Below are 25,136 nucleotides of genomic sequence, written 5' to 3'. Positions count from 1 at the left end.
GCGACCCCATGCTTGACCGCATCATCGCGCTGTCGATCCGCTTTCGCTGGATCGTCCTGGCGCTCGTCATCGGTTCGTCGATCGTCGGCGTCTGGAGTTTCCAGCGCCTGCCTATCGACGCCACCCCTGACATCACCAACGTCCAGGTGCAGATCAACACCGAGGCTCCCGGCTTTTCGCCCCTTGAGGCCGAGCAACGCATCACCTTCCCGATCGAGACCGCCATCGCCGGCCTGCCGGGGCTGGAATACACCCGCTCGGTGTCGCGCTATGGCCTCAGCCAGGTCACCGTCGTTTTCAAGGACGGGACCGACATCTATTTCGCCCGCCAGCTGGTCAATGAACGGCTGCAGGCCGCCGCGCCCAACTGCCCCCCAGCCTGACACCCGAGCTTGGTCCGATCTCCACGGGCCTAGGCGAAATCTTCATGTACACGGTTCGAGGCCAAGCCGGGCGCGCGTCGTCCGGATGGCAAGGCCTACACGCCCGAAGACCTGCGCACCCTTCAGGACTGGGTGATCCGGCCACAGTTGCGCAACACGCCTGGCGTTACCGAGGTCAACACCATCGGTGGCTTCGAGCGGCAGTACCACGTCACGCCCTGGCCTGAACGGCTGTCGGCCTATGGCCTGACCATGGCGGATGTCACCGAGGCCCTGGCCAAGAACAACAGCAATGTCGGGGCCGGCTATATCGAGCGTTACGGCGAGCAATACCTGATCCGTGTTCCGGGTCAGGCGAGCGGCGTCAAGGACCTTCGCGGGACCATCATCACCAATCGCGGCGGCGCGCCGATCCGTATTGGCGATGTCGCCGACGTGGGCCTGGGTGAGGAGCTTCGCACCGGGGCGGCTACCGAGAACGGCAAGGAGGTGGTGCTGGGCACCGTCTTCATGCTGGTCGGCGAAAACAGCCGCACGGTCGCCCGCGCGGCAGCCGAGCGTCTGGAGCAAGCCGCCAAGGCCCTGCCGGCCGGCGTCGTCGCCGAGGCGGTCTATGACCGCACCGAACTGGTCGATCGCGCCATCCGCACGGTCGAGAAGAACCTGGTCGAAGGCGCGCTGCTGGTCATCGTCGTGCTCTTCCTGCTGCTGGGCAACATCCGCGCAGCGCTGATCACGGCGGCTATCATCCCGTTCTCGATGCTGCTGACCATCACCGGCATGGTGCAGAGCCGGGTGTCGGGCAATCTGATGAGCCTGGGCGCCCTGGACTTTGGTCTGATCGTCGACGGCGCGGTGATTATCGTCGAAAACTGCCTGCGCCGGTTTGGCGAGGCCCAGCATCGCTTGGGCCGCCTGCTCAGCAAGGACGAGCGCTTCGCTTTGACCGCCAGCGCGGCCGGCGAGGTGATCAAGCCCTCGCTGTTCGGCGTGCTGATCATCACCCTGGTGTATGTGCCGATCTTCGCCCTGACCGGGATCGAGGGAAAGATGTTCCACCCGATGGCGATCACGGTCGTCATCGCCCTGACCGCGGCCCTGGTGCTGTCCTTAACCTTCGTGCCCGCCGCCGTGGCGCTCTTCGTCACCGGCAAGGTCGAGGAGAAGGAAAGCCGCGTGATGCGCGGAGCCCGCCGGCTCTATGAGCCAGCCCTGGCCATGGCCCTGCGCCTGCGCGTCGCCTTCGTGGCCGGCGCCGTGGTGCTGGTCGTGATCGCTGGCTTTGCCGCCAATCGGATGGGTTCGGAGTTCGTGCCCAATCTCGACGAAGGCGACATCGCCATGCACGCCCTGCGCATCCCCGGCACCAGCCTCTCCCAGGCCGTTCGCATGCAGACGGCCTTGGAGGCGCGGATCAAGCAGATGCCGGAGGTCGAGCGCGTGGTGGCCAAGATCGGCACCGCCGAGGTGGCCACCGATCCCATGCCGCCCTCGGTCGCTGACACCTTCATCATGCTGAAGGACCGCAGGGACTGGCCCGATCCGCGCAAGCCGCGCGCCAAGCTCGTGGCCGAACTCCAGGCCGCCGTCGCCACCATCCCCGGCAACAATTACGAGTTCACTCAGCCGATCCAGATGCGGTTCAACGAACTGCTGTCCGGGGTTCGCGCCGACGTCGCCGTCAAGGTGTTCGGCGACGACCTCGACCAGCTTCTGGAAATCGGCAAACGCGTCGGGACCGTGGTCGAAGGGATCGAGGGCGCTCAGGACGTCGGGGTCGAACAGGTGACCGGCCTGCCGGTCTTGCAGATCACCCCCGACCGCGCCGCCCTGGCGCGCCTGGGCCTGAACGTGCAGGACTTGCAGGAGGTCGTCGCCACCTCGATCGGCGGCGCGGTCGTCGGCCAGGTGTTCGAGGGTGATCGGCGCTTCGACATCGTGGTCCGTCTGCCCGAGGCGATACGCGGCGATGTCGATGGCGTCGGGCGACTTCGTGTTCCGCTGCCGGCGAGCGCCGACGGCGCGCGCGGCTTCGTGCCCCTCCAGGACGTCGCCAAGGTCGAGACGGTCATCGGCCCCAACCAGATCAGCCGCGAAGACGGCAAGCGCCGCGTGGTCGTCACCGCCAATGTGCGGGGCCGGGACCTGGGCTCCTTCATCGCCGAGGTGCAGCAGAAGGTCGGCGCCGAGGTCGAGATCCCGACAGGCTACTGGATCAGCTATGGCGGCACGTTCGAGCAGCTGATCTCGGCGGCGAAACGGCTTCAGCTGGTCGTGCCCGCCGCCCTGCTGCTGATCTTCGGCCTGCTATTCGCCCTTTTCCGCTCCGTGAAGGATGCCGCCATCGTCTTCTCCGGCGTGCCTCTGGCCTTGACCGGCGGGGTCGCGGCGCTGATCCTGCGCGGGCTGCCGCTGTCGATCTCGGCGGGCATCGGGTTCATCGCCTTGTCCGGCGTGGCCGTGCTCAATGGGGTGGTCATGGTCAGTTTCATCCGCAGCTTGCTCGCCGAGGGCCGGTCGATGGACGAGGCGATCTCCGAGGGCGCTCTGACCCGGCTGCGGCCGGTGCTGATGACTGCTCTGGTCGCCAGCCTGGGCTTCGTGCCGATGGCCTTCAATGTCGGGGCCGGCGCCGAGGTGCAGCGACCGCTGGCCACCGTGGTCATCGGCGGGATCATTTCCTCGACCTTACTGACCCTGCTGGTCCTGCCCGCCCTCTACCGACTTGCGGGGGGCGCGCAGGCAGGGCAGCGGACATCGCCCCGGGGCGAGGCTAACGGGGCATAGGCTTAAAGGTCGGGACTCCCTGAGCGATCGGTCTTTTTGGGGGAAGCGCTATTGTGGGGCTTCGCCCAAACAAGTGCAGCGACTGGCCAATAGCGCCAGAGCGAATGGTTGTGCCCACTCGAGGGCCTCAAAGGGTCCGGCGAGGCTATCTTCACCTCCGGTCAAAAGTCCGGTCTCTGGAAGTGTGACAAGGTCCGGTTCTGGCGCCACCAAGACCGCGCCAAGCCTAAGCGAAACGCTCCAGAAAGCGGACGCATTGATGGGCTGAGAAGGGCGCCGGTTCGCTCCGGAGTAGGACCGACGAGATAAGGCGAAGACTGGGCGTCTGGGCGCGACCGCGGGTTGGGGAACAGCGCTCGCCCACCGAGGCGCTGGCTGGCGCCGGTCTATCGGCTCACGGGCAAACGCAAGAACACGTTGCCCGCGGCCGTGGGGTCCGGGAGGGCTCCGGCCCGCACGTTCACCTGCAGCGCGGGCAGGATAAGGGTGGGAGACGACAGAGTCGCGTCCCGGGCTTGGCGCATGGCCACGAAAGCCGCTTCGTCGACCTTACCGCCGACGTGGATGTTCTCCGCTCTCTGCTCGGCGACCGTGGTCTCCCAGCGATAGTCCGACCTGCCCGGCGGCAGATAGTCGTGACCGACGAAGATCCGCGTCTGCGGCGGAAGAGTCAGGACCTTCTGGATCGAGCGGTAGAGGGCGCCTGCGTCGCCGCCGGGGAAATCGGCTCGGGCGGTGCCGTAGTCAGGCATGAACAAGGTGTCGCCGACGAAGGCGGCGTCCCCGACCAGATAGGTCAGGCAGGCTGGCGTGTGGCCAGGCGTGTGCAGGGCGCCGACTCTCAATTGGCCCAGGGGCAGGGTGTCGCCCTCGTTCATCAGCACGTCGAACACCGCGCCGTCGGCGGCGGCGTCGATCTCGAACAGCGGGATGAAGGTCTTCTGCACCTCGAACGATGCGCGCCCCGATCACGATCTTCGCACCTGTCTTGCGGCGGATGTAATCGGCGGCTGACAGGTGGTCGGCGTGGGCGTGGGTCTCCAGGACATAGGTCAGTGTCAGGCCCTCAGTCTTGACGGCGTCGAGTAGGGCGTCGGCTGAACTGGTCGACAGCCGCGCGGCCTTGGGCTCGAAGTCCAGCACCGGGTCGATGATCGCCGCCTGGCCCGTAGCCGGGTCGCTAACCAAATAGCTGGCGGTGAAGGTTGCCCTGTCGAAAAACGCATGAACCTTGGGTCGCATGGCCGGAGCCTCCTATGAGTACGGCCTTCGTATAAGGACTTGCTAAATTAGCGCAAGCTAATATAAGTCGTTCATGTTTGATCTCTCGCGTTTTGATGTCAGTCAGTTCGAGGCCAGCGCTGCGGCAGCCGCCAAGCTACTGCGCGCCCTGGGCAATGAGCGCCGGCTGATGATCCTGTGCCAGCTCGCCGATGGCGAACGGTCGGTGGGGCAAATCCAGCCCCTGGTCGGCTTGTCGCAATCGGCGCTCTCGCAGCACCTGGCGGTGTTGCGCGACGAGGGGGTCGTGGCCGCGCGCCGCGTAGCCCAAACCGTCTGGTACCGGATCGCCGACCCCGCCGCCCTTAAGGTGGTGGGCACGCTCGCGGAGATCTTCTGCCCTCCAGCGGAGAACGCCGACCATGACCGCCCGACTGATCCCTCTGAAGCCTGACGACGCCGCCGAGCGACTAGCTGCTCGCCGCGCCATCCTGATCGACATCCGCGAGTCCGACGAATTCGCGCGACGACACGCGCGGGGGGCATTGTCGCGCCCGCTGTCGACCCTGGACACTCAAGGCCTTGGCCTGCCCGACGCGCGCGAGGTGATCTTCACCTGCCGTTCGGGCCAGCGCACCGGCGCGCACGGCGAGCGGCTAGCTGGGGCCTGTGGGCCGGCCGCCTTTGTCCTGGAAGGGGGACTGGACGCCTGGGGCGCGGCGGGCCTGCCGCTCAAGATCGACGCCAAGGCGCCGTTGGAGATGATGCGTCAGGTCCAGATCGGCGCTGGCCTGCTGGTGTTGCTGGGTGTGGCGCTGGGCCTGGCCGTCTCCCCGCTTTTCCTGGGGATCGCCGGCTTCGTGGGCGCGGGCCTGACGTTCGCCGGGGCCACGGGCTTCTGCGGCATGGCCCGCCTCCTGGCTCTCGCGCCCTGGAACCGGCCCAAGGCGGCGTGAAATCATGGACGCGAGCCTGCTTTTGGCCGTGCTCAGTGGGGCGCTGGTCGCCCTCCTGCTGACGCTCTTTGGCGGCGGCGGCTCGGTGCTGGCCACGCCGCTGCTGCTCTATGTCGTCGGGGTACGGGACGCCCATGTGGCCATTGGCACCTCGGCCGCCGCCGTCGCGGTCAATGCCGCCGCGGGCCTGGCCGCCCAGGCCAAGGCCGGCCGCGTCAAGTGGCCCTGCGCGCTGACCTTCGGCGCGCCTGGACTGGTCGGTTCGCTGGTGGGCGCGCAGCTGGCCAAGACCCTGCCGGGCGCCCAGCTTCTGGCCTGGTTCGCCCTGGCCATGGCTGTGGTTGGCCTGTCGATGTTTCGCGCGCCGCGATCGCCCGGCGATCCGGATGTTCGCATCGATCCCGCCAAGGCCGCGCGCCTTGTTCCCGTCGGCGCCGCCACGGGGTTGGCGGCTGGGTTTTTCGGCATCGGCGGCGGCTTCCTGATCGCGCCGGGATTGATGGCGGCCACGGGCATGACCTTGGCCAACGCCGCGGCCTCGTCCCTGGTCTCTGTCGCTCTGTTTGGCGCGGCGACCAGCGTCAGCTACGCCGCCTCGGGCCTGGTGGATGGTCGGCTGTTCCTGGCCCTAGTGGCCGGCGGGGCCGTCGGCGTCCTGGTTGGCGCCCGCCTGGCGCCGCGTCTGACGGGCCGGGTCTTGCTGGCGCGGCGTCTGTTCGCGGCCATGGTGGTGGTGACGTCAGCCTACGTTTTTTGGAAGGCCCTGGGGGCCTAGAAGGCGCTGCTTGCTCTTTTACGGGGGCTATGGTCGACGACGAGCCTCTTTACGTAAAGCACCGCGCGGTCTTGATCCCCACGGGGCGAGTTCTGACGGCGCACGCCACCTCTGGATCCCGCGCGAAGGGCCCTGGTCCGGCCGCGAGCTGATTTCGAAGATTTCGTCGCCGCGCGGTCGCAGGCTCAGGACCACGTGACTGCGGGCTCATTGTCTTAGCGCTCCATAACGGCCTGCTCGACGAGGCGGGCGACGACAGGCCTAAAGTCTCGTGGTAGGTTTTGGCCGTCGGCCAGAGCCGACTTGCGCGACCGCGAGAACTGCGGAGGGAGAACGCGCCATGAAGCAACGGCCATGGAGCGGCGTTCCCGTTCAGGTCATCGTCATTGCGCTGATCGCGGTATGCGGTCTGATTAGCATCGGCATAGGACTTTGACGCTCCGCCGGCGCCTCGACAGCGGGATAGCGAGGAAACCGCCTGAGCCCACAGACAGCGGTTTGCTGGAGGGGTCTTGAGCGAGCGTCGACGAGGCCGCCGCGCGCGGCGGCCGAGGCCGGCGGCTAGATGCCGCGCTCCCAGGATCCTGACATCGTAAGGCGACGCCCTGTGCTCAACCACTGCTCCAAGACGATCGGGCTAACACGGTCCTTCGGCGTCCTGAGGCGCTCAGGGCCGCGCCCGCGGCGCGGGCTTCGACCGAGCACCGCGCCCACCGCCCATTGCGCCGCCGGCCTCGGATGAAACTCCCGCGCCTGGTCCTGAGATTGGCCTGCATCAGCGCCCTGGCGATGATCGGCGCGATCGCCATCAGCGTCATGACACACGACGCCTGGCTGTTGGTCGGCCACATGATCGGCGCGCTCAGCGCGGTGATCGCCGCAGGCGCGGTCCTGGCGCTGGGCGTGGCGGCGATGCGCGGCCTGGCGCGCGGACTCCCGCCGCCGCCGTCCGCCGGCCCCATGGAGTCCTATGAACAGGGCCAGTTTGGTCTGGACGCGGCCGATCCGGCCCAGTTCACGCCAGCGGCAGCGCCGTCGGATCAATCGCCTCCATCCACACTCCCTGGCACGCCTTAGGCGGGCCTCTCGAGGGCGAATATCCAGCCTTCATTCCGACAACGACCCTTCATAAGGGACGGACGTGCGGGTGTCTGGTTCGTCCGCCAGGAGCCGCCGTCTTGCCGTTTCCCGACTTCGATCCCGTCGCCCTGCACCTTGGGCCCATCTCGATCCACTGGTACGCCCTGGCCTATATCGGCGGAATTCTGCTGGGCTGGCGCTACGTGCTGGCCCTTCGCAACGACACCCGGCTTTGGGGCGAGGTCCCAGCGCCACTCACTAGCGCCCAGGTCGATGATTTGGCGTTGTGGATGACGGCCGGCGTGATCCTGGGCGGTCGGCTCGGCTACGTCCTGTTCTACGAGCCCCGGGTGATTTGGACCGAGCCGCTTGAGATCCTGCGGGTGTGGCGCGGGGGCATGTCGTTTCACGGCGGATTGATCGGCGTCAGTGTGGCCCTGGGGATTTTCGCGCGCCGGCAAGGTGTGAATCTGCTGCATCTAGGCGATCTGGTCGCCCCCGCCGTACCGATCGGCCTGCTGCTGGGACGCCTGGCCAACTTCATCAATGGCGAACTCTGGGGCCGGACGACGAGCGTTCCCTGGGGTGTGGTGTTCTGCAATCGCCGTCTCATGGCGGCCGGAGGCGGCGCCTGCGCGGCCGGCTGGTCGCCGCGCCACCCCAGCCAAATCTACGAGGCACTTCTGGAAGGCGTGATCCTGTTTCTGATCCTGCGCGTCGCGACGCACCGGGGCCGGGCGCTCGAGCGCAGAGGTCTGGTCAGCGGCCTCTTCTTGGTCGGTTATGGGGCGTTTCGCATCGTGCTGGAAACCGTGCGCAATCCGGATTTGGGCATGCCCAGTTTCCCGTGGGGCTTGACCATGGGGATGATGTTGTCGGCGCCGCTGATCCTGGCCGGCCTGGTCTTGATCGTGCGTGATCGCGCCAATTAGGCTCGCCGGCTGGAGAAGGCCGAACTTTTTCCCAGGCCCTCGGGCCGCAACGCTTGGCAGGGGCCGCCGACGCCGGGCGACCAGCGGAGCCGCGCGTTAAAAGCCGCGGTCAAGCCCGCGTGGTCGCGCGACCGGTCGTCGCCGCAGCACGGTCTCAGTCGCCAAGGCGGGGCGCGCCGCTGGCTGGTCATACGCTGTTCCATGGGCCCGGAGGGCGTGCTGCGGGACTTGCGGGCAAGGCGCTTTCTCGCGCTTCTCAGCAAGGGCGTGAACCAACGACACGGTCGACGTCCTGATCCAAGACCCATCTCCTTGCCGCGTGTGAGCGTGGGGTCAAATTTGTCACTTTGCCGTCAGCGAGAAGACCGGATCGATCGTCGATAATCCAATCTGTGTCCGTCCGGATGCTGAACGGCGGCGAGGGTGACGCTGCGGGCAGCTCCGCCAGTCGACGGTCGAGATCCAGTCCGCCGCAAAACTCGACCCTGCCGGCGTCGCCCGGCTGAGCGCAGGAAAGGGGCCCCCGACGCCATGAAGATCCTGCTCGTCGAAAGTGAATCCAACCCTGTCGCTTATCTCCGAAAGGGCTTGATCGAGCAGGGCTACGACGTGGATTTCGCCAGCGACGGCGATCCCGGCCTGCTGCGGGGCCAGATCTTGGACTACGATGTCATCATCCTTGATGTCCCGACCGAGAGTTTCCTCGCGGCCGCGCAGCCAGCGCACCCGCGTGAGAACCGCCAGACCCCGATCATCATGGCCATGACCGGCGGACGCCTCACCGATCACTATAGCTTGGAGGCCCTTGGCTTCGAGCCAGGCCAGCTTCTGGTTATGCCGACATCCTTCCTCGAACCTGCTGGCGCGCCTGCAGGCGATCAGCCAACGCGGCGTTACGATGGCGCCTTTGATCCTCATCGACGATCTGGAGCTGGACATGCTGTCGCGGCGTGCGCGCCGGGCCGGCAAACCGCTTGACCTTACCGCCAAAGAGTTCGCCCTCCTGGCCATCTTGGCCCAGGGCCAGTCGCGGATCTTATCGAAGGGCACGATAGCCGAGTTGGCCTGGGGTATTGGTTTCGACTCCAACACCAAGGTCGTCGAAACAGCGATCAACCGACTGTCCGTCAAGATCGATGGCCCGGGTCAGAACAAGCTGCTGCATACGGTTCGTGGGATGGGCTATGCGCTCGCCCACCGGCCGGGCGAGCGTTCCTGAGACATCTGGGCCGCCAGGCCGTGATCCTTGCGGTCCAGACCGGCCGGCCGCCCCTGGCTTGGGGCGCGTTATGAAAAGCGCGCCAACGCGCCGGCTAGATCTCACCGGTCAGGTCACGCCGAACCTTTTCAAGTTCTTCGGCGTAGCGCCGCGTGGCATGGGCTTCCGACACCAGGCCGATCACCCGCCGGTCGGCATCGACCACGGCCAACTCATCGGCCTCGGTATTGTCGAACGCGCGCATGACCTCCTTGATCGACTGATCCGGCGTCAGGGCCGCCTCCGGATTGACGGCCAGCACCGAGACGGGGCGATCGTCGCCGTCCAGATCGGCATAGGCCAGGGCGGTGACGATCACTCCGGCGTAACGTTCGGCCTCATCGACCATCACGACCCGGCGGGTCGAACCCAGCGGGAAGCGACGGCGAAACTCCGCCAGGCTCGTCGCTGCCGGGGTCGTCTGGACATCCTTGCGCATCATCCGACCGGCGGTCAGCGGCCGAAGCCAGCTGACGTCGTGGGCGCTGCGGATGGTCTCGCCGCGCAAGTGCAGTCGCCAGGTCGAGAACGAGTAGCCGAAGGTTTCGCGCACGATGGTGCTGGCGATCAGCGAGGCGACCAGGGCCGCGGCCGTCACCGAAAAGTCCCGCGTCGCCTCCAGGACCAGGAACGACATGGTCAGCGGCCCGCCGACCACGGCCACCGCCAAGGCCGCCATGCCGACCAGCGCCGCCACCGTCGGGTCTAGCCCCGGCAGCCACGGGATCAGCACCGACAAGGCCGAAAAGATCTGGCCGAGCAAGGCGCCCAGGAACAACGAGGCGAAGAAGAGACCGCCCCGAAAGCCAAAGCTCAAGGACAGCACCGAGGCCAGGGCCTTCAGCGCCGCGAGCATCAGGAGAGTCTTCAAGCTCAGCACCGAGATCAGGTCCAGGGTCAGAGCCCCATGACCGGAAGACAAGGTCTGAGGGGTGATGAGCGCCAAACCCGCCAGAGCCAGCCCTCCGGCGGCCGGGCGCCAGCCGCGCGCCAGACCGCTGCGGGCCACGCCGCGCTCGGCGACGGCCACAAGCCGCATCAAGCCAATACCGGCGGCCGCGCAAGCCAGGCCAAGGAGCGCGTAGAGCCCGTAGTCGAGCCAGGACTGAACGGCCGGTGTCGTGGTTCTCAGGAGGTAAGGAATGGCGCCCATCCGGCCGGCCACAAGCGCCGCGGCCAGGGCGGCGGCGGCCACCGGCGCCAAGTTGGCGACGGTGTAGGCGCCAATGACGATCTCGAAAGCGTAGAAGGCGCCGGTGAGGGGAGCGCCGAAGGCCGCGGCGATGGCCGCGCCCGCGCCGGCCCCGACCAGAGTGCGCATGTCGGCGCGGCGCAGGTTGAGCTTCTGGCCGGCGAACGAGGCCACGGCCGCCCCAGCCTGGGCGTAGGCCGCCTCCAGGCCCACCGAGGCTCCAAAGCCGTTGGAGATCAGAGTTTGCAGACAGATGAAGGCGCTGTCCTTGAGCGACAGGCGTCCGCCGTGCAGGGCGTTAGCCTCGACCGGGTCAACGGCGGGGCGCGGTCGAAAACGCATCCAGGCCCAGGTCAAAAGGCCTAGTAGCGCGCCCCCCATCGGAATCGCCAGGGTCCGCCAGGGAGCGACGACATCTTGCGCGCTGAGCCGTTCGTCCGGGTTGATGCCGAACAGCAGGCCCTGCAGGCCATGGGCGAGCTTTGCTTGCAACACCGCCAACGCCCCGGCCGCGACGCCGATCAGGACAGCCGATGCGATCAACCACAGTTCGCTGGACCGGGTACGGCGGCGCAGCCAGCCCAGCCAGCGCGTCGAGGATGGGGCGGGCAAGGCAAGCGGCATGACGGGCTCGAAACAAGGGATCAGCAAACGCGCGCCGTGCTTTGGCGCTGGCTTGGTTACACAGCTTGTCAACCTACGCAACCAGCGTAAGTTTCCCTAACGGACCGCTGGGCGGTGTTGGAAGACCTCTTCAATGAGGCAGGGAGGACAGGATGAAGCGGAGGGATCGTCCCGACCGTCCAGATGGCACGTTTGGCCTGTCTGATGCGTTGACCCTGGCGTTGTTGGCGGCGCTGGTCGGCGCCCTAATCGCTGGCTCTGGAATATTCTGAAACCGAGATTTCGCGGTCGGGATCTTTCGGACAACGAAAACTGGGCCGGAAGCGCGCGAACCTCTCCAAAGGCATAGCCCGGCGAACTGGGCGTCCGATTGGCGACATTCGACCCCGCGCCGCGCGGCCTACACGGCGAATTTGTCAATCGCGGCGGCCAAGCATCGCGCCGGACATAGCGAAAGGGCCCGGTGTCGGGATGACGCCGGGCCCTTGGCCATGTCCTGGTCGGGCCTTAGCCCGGGTCGGGCTAGTACTTCACGCGCAGCTCAACACCGACGGTGCGCGGCGGGTTCAGGTTGCCGTAGTCCCCGATCGTGCCGCGGTTGGCGGCCGAGATGCGGTAGATGTGCGTCTCGTCGAGCAGGTTGCGGCTCCACAGCGACAGGGTCGCCGAGGTGCTGCCGTTGTTCATGTTGATGCCGGCCAGAGCAATGCTGCCGTTGACGATGAAGCTGGAGTCCGTCTTCACCGCGACGCTCTGGACCAGCTTGCCGGTCGGCGAGACGTCGGCGAATTCCGACTGGAAGGCGTACTGGGCGTCAGCGTAGTTGGCGTCCAGGTGAGCCCGGAAGGTCATGTCGCCCATCACCGGGGTCTCATAATCGACAAAGGCCGAGGCGGCGTTCGGCGGCGTATAGACGACGTTGACCGGGAAGGGCGAGCCTTGCGGGACGTCGGCGTTGCCGGCGAAGGGGGAACGGAGCGGCGGGGATCTTCACGTCGGTATAGGCGTAAGACAGGCCCACCGTCATGCCTTGGGTGACCTTGGCGGTGATGTCGGCTTCGAAGCCCTTGATCTTCGAGGTGCCCGGGGCGTTTCGCGTCTCTTCGGTGTGCGCGCCTTGGGTCGGGCTGCCGGGAGTGGTGTCGACGGCGTCGAAGTCGATCTGGGTGCCGTCGCGATCCATGGCGTAGGCGGCCAGGTTCACGCGCAGGCGGTTTTCCAGAAGGTCCATCTTGGCGCCGATTTCGTACGACTTGACCTTCTCGGCGTCGAACGCCTGGAAGGTCGCCGAGCGGTCGTTCGGCGCCGCCGGCGCGGTAGCCGGTCGAGTACTTGGCGTACAGATTGACGCCGTCAGCCGCGTCGTACGACACGTTCACCAGAGGGTCGAAGCGGCCCTTGTCGTAGGTGAACGCGAAGTTCGTGGCCTTGCCGTTGACGACGTAAAGTGTGCCGTCGCGCTTGTCCTTCGTGTAACGGCCACCGGCGGTCAGGTGCAGTTTGTCCATCGAGGCCGGCGTAAAGGTGCCTTGGCCGTAGGCGGCGTAGCTCTCGGCGTCGGCTTGGCTGGCGCGGATGATGAAACGAGTGCCGTATTCCCAGCCCGCCGTCGTGGCCCCGGCCTTCGAGGTGCCGTACGACGAGCGGATCGAATAGGCCGTGCCGTCGGCGTTCCACTGGTTGGTAATCGGCGAAGCGGCCGATTCTTTGACGTGTTCCTTGAAGTAGTAAAGGCCAGCGACGTAGTTGAACGTGTCGCCGAAGTTACCGACGGCCTGGAATTCCTGGCTGTACTGGTTCTGATAAAGGTCCGACAGGCTGTAGCGACCAAAGGTGGTGTTCGGCGCGAAAACGTTGCGGCTTTCGATGCCCGAGTTGTCCCACTGGTTCGGCGCCGACGGCGCGGACGGCCGTGATCGAGCGCAGTTCCAGGTCCGGCGAGACCTTGTACTTCAGGGTGGCCGAAGCGCCGCCGGTCTCATCAAGGCTGGGCTGCTGCACGGTGCCAATGTCGGAGACCGACTGGCGATCGGTGTGAACCTTCACCAGCGGAGCGAGCGGGTTGATCGTTCCGGCCGGCGCCGCGGCCACGGCCGTGACCTCAGCCAGGGTGCGGACGCGCTTGCCGTACGGGTTGTAGCTCAGCAGCTGGCTGAAGAAGGGGGTATTGTAATCCTTGGCGTAGTCGACGGACACCTGGGCGCTGAACCGGTCGTTCGGATTGTACAGCGCGGTGACGCGGCCGCCCTTGCGGTCGTACTGGTTCCAACCAGCTTGGCCGTTCATCGGGTTCTTGGTGGTCGGATCCTGGTGCTGGACCAGCGCATCCACCTTCACCGAAACGCCCGAGAATTCTTGGAAGTCCTGGTGCAGCTCCATGTTGTAGGAGCCATAGGTGCCGACGCCGGCGACGACGCGGCCGCCGAACTGGCCGGTGGGGGCCTTGGTCACGATGCTGAGGGCGCCGCCTTCGGTGTTACGGCCAAACAGCGTGCCTTGCGGACCGCGCAGGACTTCGATGCGCTCGACGTCAAACAGCGCGGCATTCAGGCCGTGCTGGCGGCCCAGATAGACGCCGTCGATATAGACGCCCACGCCCTGGTCGCGGGCGGTCTGGTTGGCGTCGAACGGAACGATGCCGCGGATGCCGACGGTCAGGGCCGACTGACGGGCTTCGAAAGTGGCCACGCGGAGAGACGGGATAACGCCGTCTTGCAGGCTGAGCAGGCTCTGATCGTGGCGCTGTTCCATGGTGAGCGCGCTCATCACCGAAACCGCGATCGGGGTCTTCTGCAGGTTGGTTTCGGTTTTGGTGGCCGTGATGATGACTTGTTCCAGCGACGTCGAGTCGCTGGCGGGCGTGGCGGCGGCGGGCTCAGCAGCGCTGGCCGGACCCCGAAACGGCCACGACGAGGCAGGCGCTCGCCACGGTGGACATCAGATACTTCATAGGAAAGTCCCCTTTTTCTCGGGGGGCGCACTAAGGTTCGCAGCTTGGCGCTGCGCTTCCGACCTTGCCCCACATTCCGGGGGGTTTAAGGAGCCTTCATGACAGAAGAGATTCTGTTACATGACAGTTTAATTTAACTAACCGAAACGCGTCGTTCGTTACGGAAATTAACGTTGCGAGTAGGCGCGGCGGGTCAGCTCGCCGACCTCGTCAGCATGCGCCATGAGCACGCCTTCGATGCATTTGGGCGAACGACGGAAGATCAGGCCAATTCGGCGCGGCGAAAGACCCGCCCGCGACAGGCGACGAATCTCGGCGACGTCTTCATCGGAAAGCGTCTCGAGATTGGCCGAGGCGCCTCGCCGAGGCGCGGATTTCTCGGTGTCGGCGAAGATCTGACCTAGCCAGTCCATGAGCAGGCGCTCAGCGCGAGTCGCGCCGATTTCGACAACTTCTCCTGTCTCGTCAAACGTTTCCAGCACGACGCCGCGCGATAGAAGTTTCGAGAAGAGCGTGGTCAAGTCCCTTGCGGGTCCGTGAAACATGTTCAGCGACGAGACGCAGACACGATCGCCGGATCCTAAGGTGTCCAGCCGCTCGCTGACCCGGCGACGCGCCGCGTCTGTCGGGCTTTCCTCGATCGTGTAGTCGTCGGGCCGCAAGGCCATGAACTCGCAGCACTTGGGCTTCCAGCGACGGGAACCCGTCACCAAGCTGAACATAGGCAAGACGCATGGCTCAAGGCTGAAGGAGGTGAGTGTTGCAAGTCAAGGAAAACTTACAGTGCCTAGCCGTGTCCATCAGCTGACACGAAATCGTTGCGCGTTTGTCGTAGTAAGGCGGGCGGCCAGCGTTGGAGGGGTGAAGTTGCGTCAATTGCGATTGGGCCTGGCGGAGCGGTACGCGGGCGCCGGTGCGCTGGTTCTGGCCGGTCTGGCGATCCGCTGGGGGCTGGATCCGATTTTCGCCTCCAACCACGCCTACACGGTCTTCTATCCGGTCGTCATCCTGAGCGCCTACTTTCTCGGCGCGAGGCCCGCGGTTGTGGCTACTGCCTTGTCGGCGGCGATCGCCTATGGCCGATTCGCTCGGCCGGCCTTCCAGATCAAGGCCGACCTGGATTCCCTGACCAGCCTGCTGTTCTTCGTCATGACCGCCAGCGTGGCGATCTACTTCATCACCGGCATGGCGAAGGCCGTGGCCGAGAAGACCCTCGCCCAAGCCAAGGCCGAGCGCCTGGCCCAATCCCACGCCACGTTATTTGGCGAGCTGAACGAGCGCGTCACCAATCACCTGCAACTGGTGGCGGCGCTGCTGCAGCCTGCAGGCCAGGGACGAGCCCGATAAAGCCGTGGCTCGAGCGTTGGCCGAGGCCTCGGCGCGCACCATGCTGATCTCCAAAACCCACCGGAGCCTGGCCGGGGAGGCGGGCGAGTTGCTCGACTTCGACGCCTTCGCCCGGCAGTTGCTCGACGCCACCCTTTCGGCCCGCAAACATCCGCCGGTGCGCATCGAGTTCGAGGACGGCGGCCTGTGGCTATCTTCGGAGCAGGCCACCTCGGTCGCCATTGTTCTGCTGGAGTGTTTGAACCTGCGCCTCGCTGGCGAGGATCCTGGTCTGATGCGCATCGCGCTGCGCGGTGACAAGGGCATGGGCAAACTGAGGATCACCGAGGTCGAGAGCGACCTGCCTTCGGTTGCTGTCGCGCGCGGCAGCGTCTCGCTGATAGAGGCGATGGTCGAGCAGCTGCGCGGTCGCTTCAGTTCCCGCACTCACGACGAGGGGCGCGTTTCGGAACTGACCTTTCCGTTGGAGGCGGGCGCCTATGGTTTTCGCGCTGGACCCGCGACCGTCCATTGATAGCCGTCAACCGGTCGGTGGTTTAGTGTAAGTTCAACTCCCCAAAGTAGCGTCGCGAGCTGATGTCAGAACGGTCTCCGCCCTTCACCGCCCTACGCGCCGTCGAGGCCGCCAGTCGCCACCGCAGCTTTACCGCCGCAGCGCGCGAGCTGCACATCACCCATAGCGCCGTCAGCCAGTCGATCCGCCGGCTTGAGACCGAGCTGGGCGCGCGGTTGTTCGAGCGCAGGGGCGGGGCCATGGAGCCGTCCGAGGCCGCTTTACGCCTCGCCCAGACCTATTCCGAGGCCGAGGAGGCGTTGAGCCGCACCCTGCGCGAAATCCTTGGCCCGCAGGGCGCCAGGGCCCTGTCCGTGGTGATGCCGGCAATGTTTGGACGCCAGTGGTTCGCGAGTAAGATCGGGCGTCTTAGCGAGGCGCTGCCCGACGTCGAGGTGCAGGTTAGGACGCAGGCCGACGATCCTGAAGCCGACATACGCCTCGTCTGGTCGTCCGTGGGAGGCGCCGGCAGCGACGGCCAAAGCCTGTGCGAATTGGTTCATCTGCCGCTGTGCGCGCCCCACCAGGCCAGCCGTTTCGATTCGGTCGCCGCGATCGTCGCCGCGCCGCTAATCGCCGACAGCGCCGGGGGCTGGAGCGCCTGGGCGGCCCGCTGGACCCCCGGGGTCAAGCCGCCGCGGGCCGATGTCTTCGATGACACCACCATGGCGCTGGAAGCGGCGATCCAAGGCGGCGGTGTGGTGCTGTCAAACGTCTTCGCCGCCGAGGCCTATCTGTCCTCAGGTCGGCTTACGGCGGTGGGCTTCGAGGCTCCCAGCGGTGAATGGCTTGACGTCCAGACCCGATCCGAGCCGGGCGTCGCCGACGCGGCCGAACGTTTCATGCTTTGGCTACGTCTGGAAATCCGTCGCAGCCAGGCGCTTGGTCACGGCCCGGCGAAGCGAAGCGCGGCAAAATCGTAAGATTAACTTACGTAAAGTCGCATTACTGTTATATTTTCCAACTAGGTGCTGTGTCCAAGGCCGCCGCTGGCTGGCGTCCGTGGAGATCAACCATGCTGGCGAAAGTCTCGGCCGCTGTCTTCGGAACGGCCCTCATGGCCGGTACGCTCGCTCATGCGGGTGATATTTCGGGCGCTGGCGCCACCTTCCCCGCGCCGGTCTACGCCAAGTGGGCCGAGACCTATAAGGCCCAGACGGGCACGGGCCTGAACTACCAGGCTATCGGCTCGGGCGGCGGTATCAAGCAGATCAAGGCCAAGACCGTGGCCTTCGGCGCGTCGGACAAGCCGCTGAAGCTGGAGGAGCTTAATGGCGCGGGCCTGATGCAGTTCCCCACGGTGATGGGCGGCGTGGTTCCGGTCGTGAACCTGCCGGGCGTCAATCCCGGCCAACTGCACCTGACCGGCGCGGTCCTGGCCGACATCTATATGGGCGCGATCACCAAGTGGAACGACCCGCGCATCGCTAACGCCAACAAGGGCGTCAAGCTGCCGGCACTGCCGATCACGGTCGTCCACCGCTCGGACGGTTCGGGCACCTCGTTCTTGTTCACTTCTTATCTGTCGATGAAGAGCCCAGCCTGGCAGTCGAAGGTCGGCGCCAGCGACTCCGTACAATGGCCGGTGGGCTTGGGCGGCAAGGGCAATGATGGCGTCTCGGCCTTCGTCAAGCAGACGATCGGCGCGATCGGCTATGTCGAATACGCCTACGCCAAGCAGAACAAGGCCACCTATGTCCTGGTGCAAAACAAGGATGGTCAGTACCCGGCCCCCGTCGCCGCCAACTTCGCCGCCGCCGCCAGCCACGCCGACTGGGCCAAGGCTCCGGGCAACTACCTGCTGCTGCTGGACGAACCGGGCGCCAAGTCCTGGCCGATCACCGGCGCGACCTTCATCCTGGTCTACAAGAAGCAGGACAACGCGGCCCAAGGCGCCGACGTCCTGAAGTTCTTTGACTGGGCCTACAAGACCGGCGACGGCGCGGCCGGCGCGCTCGACTACGTACCCATGCCCGCCTCCGTGAAGACCATGATGCGCAAGCAGTGGTCGGCGATGATCAAAGGGCCGGACGGCAAGCCCGTCTACGTTTCAAAGTAGGCGTCAGGCGTCGATTTTCTGCTGGGCGGGAGACCTGCGCTCCCGCCCGTTTTCCACTCGCGGAACCCATGGCCGACATTCCCCTGACCGCGCCAAGGCCGGCCAAGACCGCCTCTCGGGGCGCCTGGTTCGACCCGATCTTCCAGTTCGCCTGCCTGTCAGCCGCCACCTTGTTGCTGGCGGCCCTGGGCGGGATCGTCGTTTCCCTGGCGATCGGCGGCTGGCCGGCCCTGCACAAGTTTGGCCTGGGCTTCTTCACCAGCACCACCTGGAACCCGGTGACCGAGGTCTATGGCGCGGCCGGACCGATCGCCGGCACCCTCATCACCTCGGCCCTGGCTCTGGCCTTGGCCCTGCCGATCGCCTTGGGCGTCTCGGTGTTCCTCGTCGAGTTCTGCCCCAAGCGCCTGGCCCAGCCGATCGCCATCGCCGTGGAGCTGCTGGCCGGCATTCCCTCGATCGTCTACGGCATGTGGGGCCTCTTTGTGCTGGCCCCCTGGTTTGCTCTGCACGTCCAGTTGCCGCTGATGATGAATATCCCGGCCGGCTCGATCTGGGAGAAGGTGTTCTACGGCGTGCCCAACGGCGCCAACATCTTCACCGCCTCCCTGATTTTGGGGGTGATGATCCTGCCCTACATGGCGGCGGTGTTCCGCGAGCTCTTTCTCACTGTGCCGGCCCAGGTGCGCGAGAGCGCCTACGGCATCGGCTGCACGCCCTTCGAAGTCATCCGCTCGGTGACCATCCCCTATGTGCGCAGCGGCATGGTCGGGGTTGTCATGCTGGGGCTTGGCCGAGCGCTCGGCGAGACCATGGCGGTGACCTTCATCATCGGCAACGCCCACGGCCTGCCCCAATCATTGTTCGACAGTGGCTCGACCCTGGCTTCGACCATCGCCAACGAGTTCACCGAAGCCACCGGCGACATGCACACCGCGGCGCTCACGGCGCTTGGCCTGGTGCTGTTTGTCATCGCCTTCGGCGTGCTGGCCATCGCCCGGGCGCTTCTGCTGCGCCAGCGTCAGGACTGAGGCGGCCATGACCTTCGATCGACGCGCCCGGCGCAAGGCCGCCAACACCCTCTTCGTCGGGCTATGCGGCCTGGCCACGCTCGTGGCCCTCAGCGCGCTTGGCCTGATCATGTGGTCGCTGCTCAAGCAGGGCTTGGGCGGGATCCATCTCGACGTCTTCACCCGCGACACCCCCGCGCCCGGCTCGCTGGGCGGCCTGCGCAACGCTATCGTCGGTTCGATCATGATGTGCGCGGTGGCCATGGTCATCGCGGTGGTGGTTGGGATCCTGGCCGGCACCTGGCTGGCCGAATACGGCGGCGAGACGCCCTACGGTCACGTGGTGCGCTTCCTCAACGACGTGCTCTTGTCCGCGCCGTCCATCCTCGTGGGCCTGTTCGTCTATGAGCTCGTGGTGCGGCCGTTCCACGGTTTTTCAGGCCTGGCCGGCGGCGTGGCGCTGGCGCTGATCGCCGCGCCCGTGGTCACCCGCACGACCGAGGACATCTTGCGTCTGCAACCCAACGCCCTGCGCGAGGCGGGGGTCGCCTTGGGCGCGGCGCGGTGGGTGACCATCCGCAAGATCATCTGGCGCGGCGCGGGGGGAGGGCTGCTCACCGGCGGCCTGCTGGCCTTCGCCCGGATCAGCGGCGAGACCGCGCCGCTGCTGTTCACCGCTCTCAACAACCAGTTCTTCGCCCTGGACCTGACCAAGCCCACGGCCAGCCTGCCGGCGGTGATCTTCCAATACGCGCTTAGCGCCTATGACGACTGGCGCGCCCTGGCCTGGGCCGGGGCTTTGCTCATCGCCCTCACCGTGCTCTCGATCAACATCATCGGCCGCGTGATCATCGCGCGGGGGAACGCCCGTCCATGACCAAGCCCGTCCAAGCCGACGCCCTGACGCACATTCTCGAGCCGGCCGCCGACAGCGTCGCCCTACGCGCCAAGGGCCTGGACTTCTTCTATGGCAAGACCCAGGCGCTGTTCGGCGTCGACCTGCCCATCGTGCGCAATCAGGTCACCGCCCTGATCGGTCCTTCCGGTTGCGGCAAGTCCACCCTGCTGCGGACCTTCAACCGGATGTACGACCTCTATCCGGGCCAGCGCGCGACGGGCACCATCGACCACGAGGGCGAGAACCTGCTGGCGGTCAAGGACATCGCCAAGCTGCGCTCGCGTATCGGCATGGTGTTCCAAAAGCCCACGCCCTTTCCGATGTCGATCTACGACAACGTCGCCTTCGGCGTGCGGCTCTATGAGCGCAAGAGCCGCAAGGACATGGACCTGGTGGTCGAAAAGGCCCTGCGCCGGGCGGCCCTGTGGGACGAGGTTAAAGACAAGCTCCACGCCTCGGGCCTGTCCTTGTCGGGCGGCCAGCAGCAACGCCTGTGCGTGGCGCGCGGCATCGCCGTCGAGCCGGAGATCCTGCTTCTGGATGAGCCAGCCTCTGCCCTGGATCCGATCTCGACCGCCAAGCTGGAACAGACGATTGGCGAGCTAAAGAGCGACTTCACCATCGTCATCGTGACCCACAACCTGGGGCAGGCCGCGCGGATCTCCGACAACACCGGCTTCATGTACCTGGGCCGGATGGTGGAATTTGCCGCCACCTCGGACATGTTCATGAAACCGGTGGCCCAGGAGACCCAGGACTATATCGGCGGGCGGTTCGGCTAGCCCGGCGAGGTCGAGCCGTCGCCAGCGGGCAGGGCCTCGAAGGTCACCGGCGGTCGGCGCGGCACGTTCAGGAAGGGGGCGATGCGGGCGATCACCCGCCCCGCTGTCGGAGCGGCGGTCCAACCGCCGGTGGCGAACCCGAACGTCTCGGGTGTGGCATGGGGCTCATCAAGCATGATCAAGACGACGTAGCGATCATCGCTCAGCGCGCCATCCGTGGGGAAGACCGCGGCAAAGGATGAAACCAGCTTGTGCCGGTCGTAGTGGCCGTCGATGACCTTTTCCTGTGATCCGGTCTTGCCGCCGACCCGGTAGCCAGAGACCCGAGCCTTGCCACCGGTGCCTTGAAGAACGTTGAGCCGCATCAGGTTCAACATGGTGCGAGACGTCGCCGCGGAGATCACGCGCCGGCCGTTCGGCGCGCTTGCGCGCGGCGCGATGGTCAGCGGCACATAGTCGCCGCCGTTGAGCACCGTGTCCATGCCCGCGGCGATGGCCAAAGGGCTGACAGAGATCGCCGAGCCGAACGCCATCGAAGCGACCGCATTGTCCGTGAACGTCCGGGGAAGGATCGGCCTGGCCGACCCTGGCAGTTGGACGGGTGCGGCGTCCAGCAAGCCGAGTCCCGCTAGATAGTCGCGCATGCGATCAGCGCCCACCATCAGCCCCAGGCGCGCCGCGCCGATATTGGACGAATGGGTGAAGACCTTCCACAGGGGCAGGACGGCGTTGTCCTTGTCGTAATCATGGATCGTCTGGCGACCGATGGTCAGGGGCGCGCGGGCGTCGAACGGCGTGTCGATGGTCGCCAGCCCCGCATCCAGGCCCATGGCCAGGGTGAACACCTTGAAAATTGAACCGGGCTCATAGACCGAGGTGACGGCGTGATCGATCCGCGCCTGTCGCGGCCCGGCGCCAGGTGCAGCGGGATCCAAGGCCGGCCAACTCGACAGCGCCAGGATCTCCCCGGTATGGACATTGGTGACCACGCCCACGGCGCCCAGCGCCGAGAACCGTGTAGCCGCCGCGCTCAACTCGCTGTCGAGCGCGGCCTGCACGCGCAGATCCATCGACAGGGGCGTGGCGTCGCCTTCGGCGCGCCCCACGAGCTGACGGTCGAGCGCGCGCTCGGCGCCGGCCAGGCCCTCGCCACCACGCTGGGTAAACCCCACAAGATGTCCCGCGACGGGGCCGGCTGGATAGACCCGGCGGACCTCGGGCTCGAAGGAAACGCCCGGCAGACCAAGGTCATCGATCGCCGCCTTCTGCTGAGGCGACAGGTCGCCGATGAGATACTGCCGATGGTCGCCGCCAACCGCGGCGGCCAGTCGAGCCGGGGTTAGACCCGGCGCCAGCGCCGGCAAACGCGCGCGAACCTCGCCTGGGTCCCAGTTCAGTTGCGGGTCATAGTAGAGACCATAGACCGGCAGATCGGTCGCCAGGAGCGATCCGCGGCGATCGACCAGATCGCCCCGGCCCTGAGCGGCGAAAAGGGCGGTCGAACGCGGAGCGGGCGAGGGCCAGAGGGCTGCACTGACAGCGCCGATCGCCAGTCCGAGGAAGCCCAACCCCAGCACACAGGCGACCGCGAGGATCCGCAGACGGGTGTCATTGGCCAGGCCGCGCGCGCGCCGCGCATGCTCGAACCCATGTTCAATTCGCCAGATGGCGGCCAAGGCGGCGGTGCGGAGCCGCGATGTCTCGGCGAGGGGGCGGTTGCGGCGATGCGGCTCGCGCGTGCTCATGGCCTAGGACCTGTATCGGGCGGGCGTGCAGGTCATCGCCGGTGAGGCCTGGGCCTGGCGCTCGATCGCCTCACGTTCCAGCCAGCGGGCGGCGGCCAGCACATAGGCCCGGTCCCGGCCCAGCGGCGAGACGTGGCTGGCGCCGACCGCGTCCAGCACCCAACCGCGACAGGCCCGGTGAGCCGGGGCCACCTGGGCGGCGCGCCAGGCTTTAGCGAGGGGGCCGTCAGGCGCATCGGCCGCGACGATCGCGGCGACCGGAATACTGTCTGGCGGCGGACCGTCCGCGCGGATCTGCGCCAAGCTCGGCAGGATTTGGCGAACCTCTTGGCGGGCGTTTTCCAGGTGGCGCGCCGACAGGAGGGCGTGGCGTTTGCGCCGCGCGGCCTGACCCTGGAGGCCGAAGGCGTCGACGATCCGGCCTACGACCAGCTTGGCCAAGCCCATACGCTGGACCACGACCGCCACATCGGCCAGCCGTTCCTCGCCCGTGATGGCCGACAGCGTCAGGGGATTGTCCAGATCATCGGTTCCGACGCCATCGACATAGCCCAGGCCCGTCGTGCGCTCGGGAAACAACGAGGCGAAGGCTTCGGCATAGAGCGCGCCGTTCGAATGGCCGATAATCACCACGGGGCCGTTCTCGCCCAGCCGGTCCAAAAGCACCGCCAGGTCGCGGGCGATGGTCTCCGCTGTGGGGACGGTGGCGCGGTCCGGCGAGGCCCCAAGGCCCAGGCGGTCATAAGCGCAGACCCGTCCGTCCTTCGCGAGCGCCTTTTCGATCTGAGCCCAATCGGCGGAGGTGCCGTAGGCTCCGGCTTCCAGGATGATCGTTGGACGTGTCGATCGCACGCCTCGGCAATCGACAAACGGCATGGGTTGAGATGGCAGGGCTCGCGCCGCGCCGTCGATTTGACCCGCGCGGGCCAGGGCGGGCCCATGCCACGCGGCGGCGGCGATCAGCAATCCGGCGATGGTCCGCCACAAGGTGCGGGCAGAACCTCGCTGGCGAGCTGGCCATATCGCGTCGCTTGCTGTGACCATGATCGGCACGCCTAGGGGTTGGAGGTGACCATGCAGCGATCGCCCTCGGCGGTCAGAAGGGCGCAAGCGGCCTTGGCTTGTCCGGCCGAGACGCTGGCGAACCGCGCCTGGTAAAGACCGTCGATCCTTTCCAGTTGCTCGGGCGCGTCGCCAAAATGGCGTGGATGGCGGTCGCGCACGTCCCGCAGGCGAGCCTGACCACGATCGGCCGAACTGAAAGCCCCCACTTGAATCCACCATTTTGGCGGGGCCGAGGACGAGGGGATCTGGTCGCCGAGCGTGGCTTGCGCGCGCGGCTCCGGGGCCGGCTCTGCCTTGGCCCGATCCAAGCTTGGATGGACCGTCAAGGGCGCGTAGTCGGCATCGAGCAGGGAGGCGACCTTAACCTCCAGGCCCGCGTCGCGCACCGTCAGGCTCGCGAAACTGGCGCGCATCAGGTCTCGCATGAAAAGATCGCGTCCGCGCGCGGTTCGCCCGCCGAGGACGACGGCGATGATGCGGTGGCCGTCGCGCGCGCCGGACGTCAGCAGGTTGAATCCCGAGGCGTTGGTGAATCCTGTTTTGAAGCCGTCGATGCCGGGCCGGCGCAGCAGGGCGTTGTGACCTGGGATCAGGCGCCCGCGGAAGGTCGTCTGTTCTTGATCGAACACCCGGTAGTCGTCGGGATGGTCCCGCAGAAAGGCGCGGGCCAGGATCGCCAGGTCGCGGGCGGTGCTGACATGGCCTGGATCGGGCAGCCCCGAGGCGTTGCGAAACACCGTGTGGTTCATGCCGAGCGCCTTGGCCCGCGCGGTCATCTGACGAGCGAACGCCCCTTCGTTGCCTGCGAGGGTCTCGCCTAGCGCTGTAGCCACATCGTTGGCGGACTTGACGACCAGGATATTGATCGCCTCCTGCACGGTCAGCCGTTGGCCGGCCGGCAGGCCCAGTTTCGAGGGCGGCCTGGCCGCGGCGCGCGGCGAGATGATGACCGGGTCACTGAGCTTGAGGTCGCCGCGATCAAGGGCGTCGAACGCAAGATAGAGGGTCATGACCTTGGTCAGGGACGCCGGGTAGCGCTGCGCGTCGGCGTCGCGGGCGTAAAGGACCTCGCCCGTTGTCGCGTCCAGGGCGATCGCCGCGAACCGCTTCGAATCCAGCCGCGTCGCCGCGCCGGCGCTGGGCGAGAGGACGATCGAGATGCTCAGCACCAGGCCAAAGACGGCGATCCACAGGGGGAGGGGAAGCTGACTGTTACGCACGAAATCCGTAGCCGCCGTTGGCGGTCCCTGACACTGAGGCCGGCGAGCCGACGGCGTTGACGATGTGGACAAAGGGTTAACCGCGCCTGAACCGCACGGCCCGTGCTGCCGTAAATAGGCGCTGGCCCGAGGCCTGGGCCGGAACGACTGCCCCCCGCGGCGTTGAGATCAAGTCCATGTCCGGCTGAGCTTGCGCACCCTGCGCGGCGCGAGGTCGGGCGGATCCTCTCGCGGGGCGCTCGCTCATCGTCACCGCCTTGCGCGCGGCGCCGTCTGGCTTGTGTCGCTTGCCGAAGGGC

The 25,136-nt window shown here is 66.6% G+C and carries 22 protein-coding genes and 3 pseudogenes; 14 read left to right on the top strand and 11 right to left on the bottom strand.

All coding sequences use genetic code 11. The features are described 5' to 3' along the window. Positions 1-8: 8 nt before the first annotated feature. Positions 9-3,170, top strand: a pseudogene (locus ACHMW8_RS23290) (efflux RND transporter permease subunit). A 695-nt stretch (positions 3,171-3,865) separates the two neighbouring features. Here ACHMW8_RS23290 and ACHMW8_RS23285 read toward each other — a convergent pair. Further along, positions 3,866-4,412: pseudogene (locus ACHMW8_RS23285) on the bottom strand (MBL fold metallo-hydrolase); the annotation flags it as partial. A 73-nt stretch (positions 4,413-4,485) separates the two neighbouring features. Between ACHMW8_RS23285 and ACHMW8_RS23280 the strand changes: the two are divergent. The 5 genes from ACHMW8_RS23280 to lgt all read left to right on the top strand — a co-directional run bounded on the left by ACHMW8_RS23280 (position 4,486) and on the right by lgt (position 8,134). Beyond that, positions 4,486-4,845 (top strand): ArsR/SmtB family transcription factor, encoded by a 360-nt coding sequence (locus ACHMW8_RS23280; RefSeq protein WP_395443897.1) that lies wholly within the window; start codon positions 4,486-4,488, stop codon positions 4,843-4,845. Then, a complete protein-coding gene (locus tag ACHMW8_RS23275) occupies positions 4,814-5,347 on the top strand; it encodes a rhodanese family protein (protein ID WP_395443896.1) in 534 nt (177 codons plus the stop codon). The genes ACHMW8_RS23280 and ACHMW8_RS23275 overlap by 32 nt, the downstream gene beginning before the upstream one ends. A gap of 4 nt (positions 5,348-5,351) precedes the next feature. Further along, complete coding sequence (locus ACHMW8_RS23270) at positions 5,352-6,122, top strand: sulfite exporter TauE/SafE family protein (protein ID WP_395443895.1); 771 nt, start codon at positions 5,352-5,354, stop codon at positions 6,120-6,122. Between the two features lie 738 nt (positions 6,123-6,860). Continuing rightward, positions 6,861-7,199, top strand: coding sequence for a hypothetical protein (locus ACHMW8_RS23265; protein ID WP_395443894.1), 339 nt, complete (start codon positions 6,861-6,863; stop codon positions 7,197-7,199). A 101-nt stretch (positions 7,200-7,300) separates the two neighbouring features. After that, on the top strand, positions 7,301-8,134 hold the full coding sequence (lgt, locus tag ACHMW8_RS23260; protein WP_395443893.1) for a prolipoprotein diacylglyceryl transferase: 834 nt from the start codon (positions 7,301-7,303) through the stop codon (positions 8,132-8,134). 342 nt (positions 8,135-8,476) lie between these two features. Here lgt and ACHMW8_RS23255 read toward each other — a convergent pair whose 3' ends face one another. After that, positions 8,477-9,052, bottom strand: coding sequence for a hypothetical protein (locus tag ACHMW8_RS23255; RefSeq protein WP_395443892.1), 576 nt, complete (start codon positions 9,050-9,052; stop codon positions 8,477-8,479). Here ACHMW8_RS23255 and ACHMW8_RS23250 point away from each other — a divergent pair. After that, positions 9,042-9,353, top strand: coding sequence for a winged helix-turn-helix domain-containing protein (locus tag ACHMW8_RS23250; RefSeq protein ID WP_395443891.1), 312 nt, complete (start codon positions 9,042-9,044; stop codon positions 9,351-9,353). The genes ACHMW8_RS23255 and ACHMW8_RS23250 overlap by 11 nt on opposite strands. Positions 9,354-9,447: 94 nt before the next feature. On the opposite strand, the gene ACHMW8_RS23245 is transcribed toward ACHMW8_RS23250, so the two are convergent. The 6 genes and pseudogenes from ACHMW8_RS23245 to ACHMW8_RS23220 all read right to left on the bottom strand — a co-directional run bounded on the left by ACHMW8_RS23245 (position 9,448) and on the right by ACHMW8_RS23220 (position 14,868). Continuing rightward, positions 9,448-11,208, bottom strand: coding sequence for a chloride channel protein (locus tag ACHMW8_RS23245; protein ID WP_395443890.1), 1,761 nt, complete (start codon positions 11,206-11,208; stop codon positions 9,448-9,450). A 522-nt stretch (positions 11,209-11,730) separates the two neighbouring features. Continuing rightward, positions 11,731-12,069 (bottom strand): hypothetical protein, encoded by a 339-nt coding sequence (locus ACHMW8_RS23240; protein WP_395443889.1) that lies wholly within the window; start codon positions 12,067-12,069, stop codon positions 11,731-11,733. Between the two features lie 10 nt (positions 12,070-12,079). Beyond that, positions 12,080-12,451 carry a TonB-dependent receptor domain-containing protein gene (locus tag ACHMW8_RS23235; protein ID WP_395446041.1) on the bottom strand — a complete coding sequence of 124 codons (372 nt, stop codon included), beginning with the start codon at positions 12,449-12,451 and terminating at the stop codon, positions 12,080-12,082. Positions 12,452-12,572: 121 nt separating this feature from the next. Then, positions 12,573-13,025 (bottom strand): annotated as a pseudogene (locus ACHMW8_RS23230) (TonB-dependent receptor); the annotation flags it as partial. Further along, positions 12,973-14,004 carry a TonB-dependent receptor plug domain-containing protein gene (locus ACHMW8_RS23225; protein ID WP_395446040.1) on the bottom strand — a complete coding sequence of 344 codons (1,032 nt, stop codon included), beginning with the start codon at positions 14,002-14,004 and terminating at the stop codon, positions 12,973-12,975. The gene ACHMW8_RS23225 and the pseudogene ACHMW8_RS23230, both read right to left, overlap by 53 nt. Positions 14,005-14,325: 321 nt before the next feature. Then, entirely contained in the window at positions 14,326-14,868 is a 543-nt protein-coding gene (locus tag ACHMW8_RS23220; protein ID WP_395443888.1) for a hypothetical protein, read from the bottom strand. 157 nt (positions 14,869-15,025) lie between these two features. Here ACHMW8_RS23220 and ACHMW8_RS23215 point away from each other — a divergent pair, with 157 nt between their 5' ends. The 7 genes from ACHMW8_RS23215 (at position 15,026) to pstB (ending at position 20,807) form a co-directional block, all read left to right on the top strand. After that, positions 15,026-15,505 carry a DUF4118 domain-containing protein gene (locus ACHMW8_RS23215; RefSeq protein ID WP_395443887.1) on the top strand — a complete coding sequence of 160 codons (480 nt, stop codon included), beginning with the start codon at positions 15,026-15,028 and terminating at the stop codon, positions 15,503-15,505. 16 nt (positions 15,506-15,521) lie between these two features. Next, positions 15,522-16,019: a hypothetical protein gene (locus tag ACHMW8_RS23210; protein ID WP_395443886.1), complete on the top strand. Its 498-nt coding sequence runs from the start codon at positions 15,522-15,524 to the stop codon at positions 16,017-16,019. Between the two features lie 62 nt (positions 16,020-16,081). After that, complete coding sequence (locus ACHMW8_RS23205; RefSeq protein WP_395443885.1) at positions 16,082-16,981, top strand: LysR family transcriptional regulator; 900 nt, start codon at positions 16,082-16,084, stop codon at positions 16,979-16,981. A 92-nt stretch (positions 16,982-17,073) separates the two neighbouring features. After that, positions 17,074-18,117: a phosphate ABC transporter substrate-binding protein PstS gene (gene pstS / locus ACHMW8_RS23200; RefSeq protein ID WP_395443884.1), complete on the top strand. Its 1,044-nt coding sequence runs from the start codon at positions 17,074-17,076 to the stop codon at positions 18,115-18,117. Positions 18,118-18,185: 68 nt separating this feature from the next. Beyond that, positions 18,186-19,148 (top strand): phosphate ABC transporter permease subunit PstC, encoded by a 963-nt coding sequence (gene pstC / locus ACHMW8_RS23195; protein ID WP_395443883.1) that lies wholly within the window; start codon positions 18,186-18,188, stop codon positions 19,146-19,148. 7 nt (positions 19,149-19,155) lie between these two features. Then, positions 19,156-20,004: a phosphate ABC transporter permease PstA gene (pstA, locus tag ACHMW8_RS23190; RefSeq protein ID WP_395443882.1), complete on the top strand. Its 849-nt coding sequence runs from the start codon at positions 19,156-19,158 to the stop codon at positions 20,002-20,004. Next, on the top strand, positions 20,001-20,807 hold the full coding sequence (gene pstB / locus ACHMW8_RS23185; protein WP_395443881.1) for a phosphate ABC transporter ATP-binding protein PstB: 807 nt from the start codon (positions 20,001-20,003) through the stop codon (positions 20,805-20,807). The genes pstA and pstB overlap by 4 nt, the downstream gene beginning before the upstream one ends. Here the strand turns inward: pstB and ACHMW8_RS23180 are convergent. The 3 genes from ACHMW8_RS23180 to ACHMW8_RS23170 form a co-directional block, all read right to left on the bottom strand. Next, the gene (locus tag ACHMW8_RS23180) at positions 20,804-22,552 is read right to left on the bottom strand and encodes a peptidoglycan D,D-transpeptidase FtsI family protein (protein ID WP_395443880.1); all 1,749 of its coding nucleotides are present in this window, start codon (positions 22,550-22,552) and stop codon (positions 20,804-20,806) included. The two genes, pstB and ACHMW8_RS23180, sit on opposite strands and share 4 nt — an antisense overlap. Positions 22,553-22,555: 3 nt before the next feature. Beyond that, positions 22,556-23,404 (bottom strand): alpha/beta fold hydrolase, encoded by an 849-nt coding sequence (locus tag ACHMW8_RS23175; RefSeq protein ID WP_395443879.1) that lies wholly within the window; start codon positions 23,402-23,404, stop codon positions 22,556-22,558. A gap of 203 nt (positions 23,405-23,607) precedes the next feature. Next, the gene (locus ACHMW8_RS23170) at positions 23,608-24,837 is read right to left on the bottom strand and encodes a D-alanyl-D-alanine carboxypeptidase (RefSeq protein WP_395443878.1); all 1,230 of its coding nucleotides are present in this window, start codon (positions 24,835-24,837) and stop codon (positions 23,608-23,610) included. Positions 24,838-25,136: the final 299 nt, after the last annotated feature.

The organism is Caulobacter sp. UC70_42 (assembly GCF_044056025.1).
Classification (GTDB): domain Bacteria; phylum Pseudomonadota; class Alphaproteobacteria; order Caulobacterales; family Caulobacteraceae; genus Caulobacter.
Note: the sequence above shows the minus strand (reverse complement) of the source record. Positions and strands in the feature narration are given on the sequence as shown.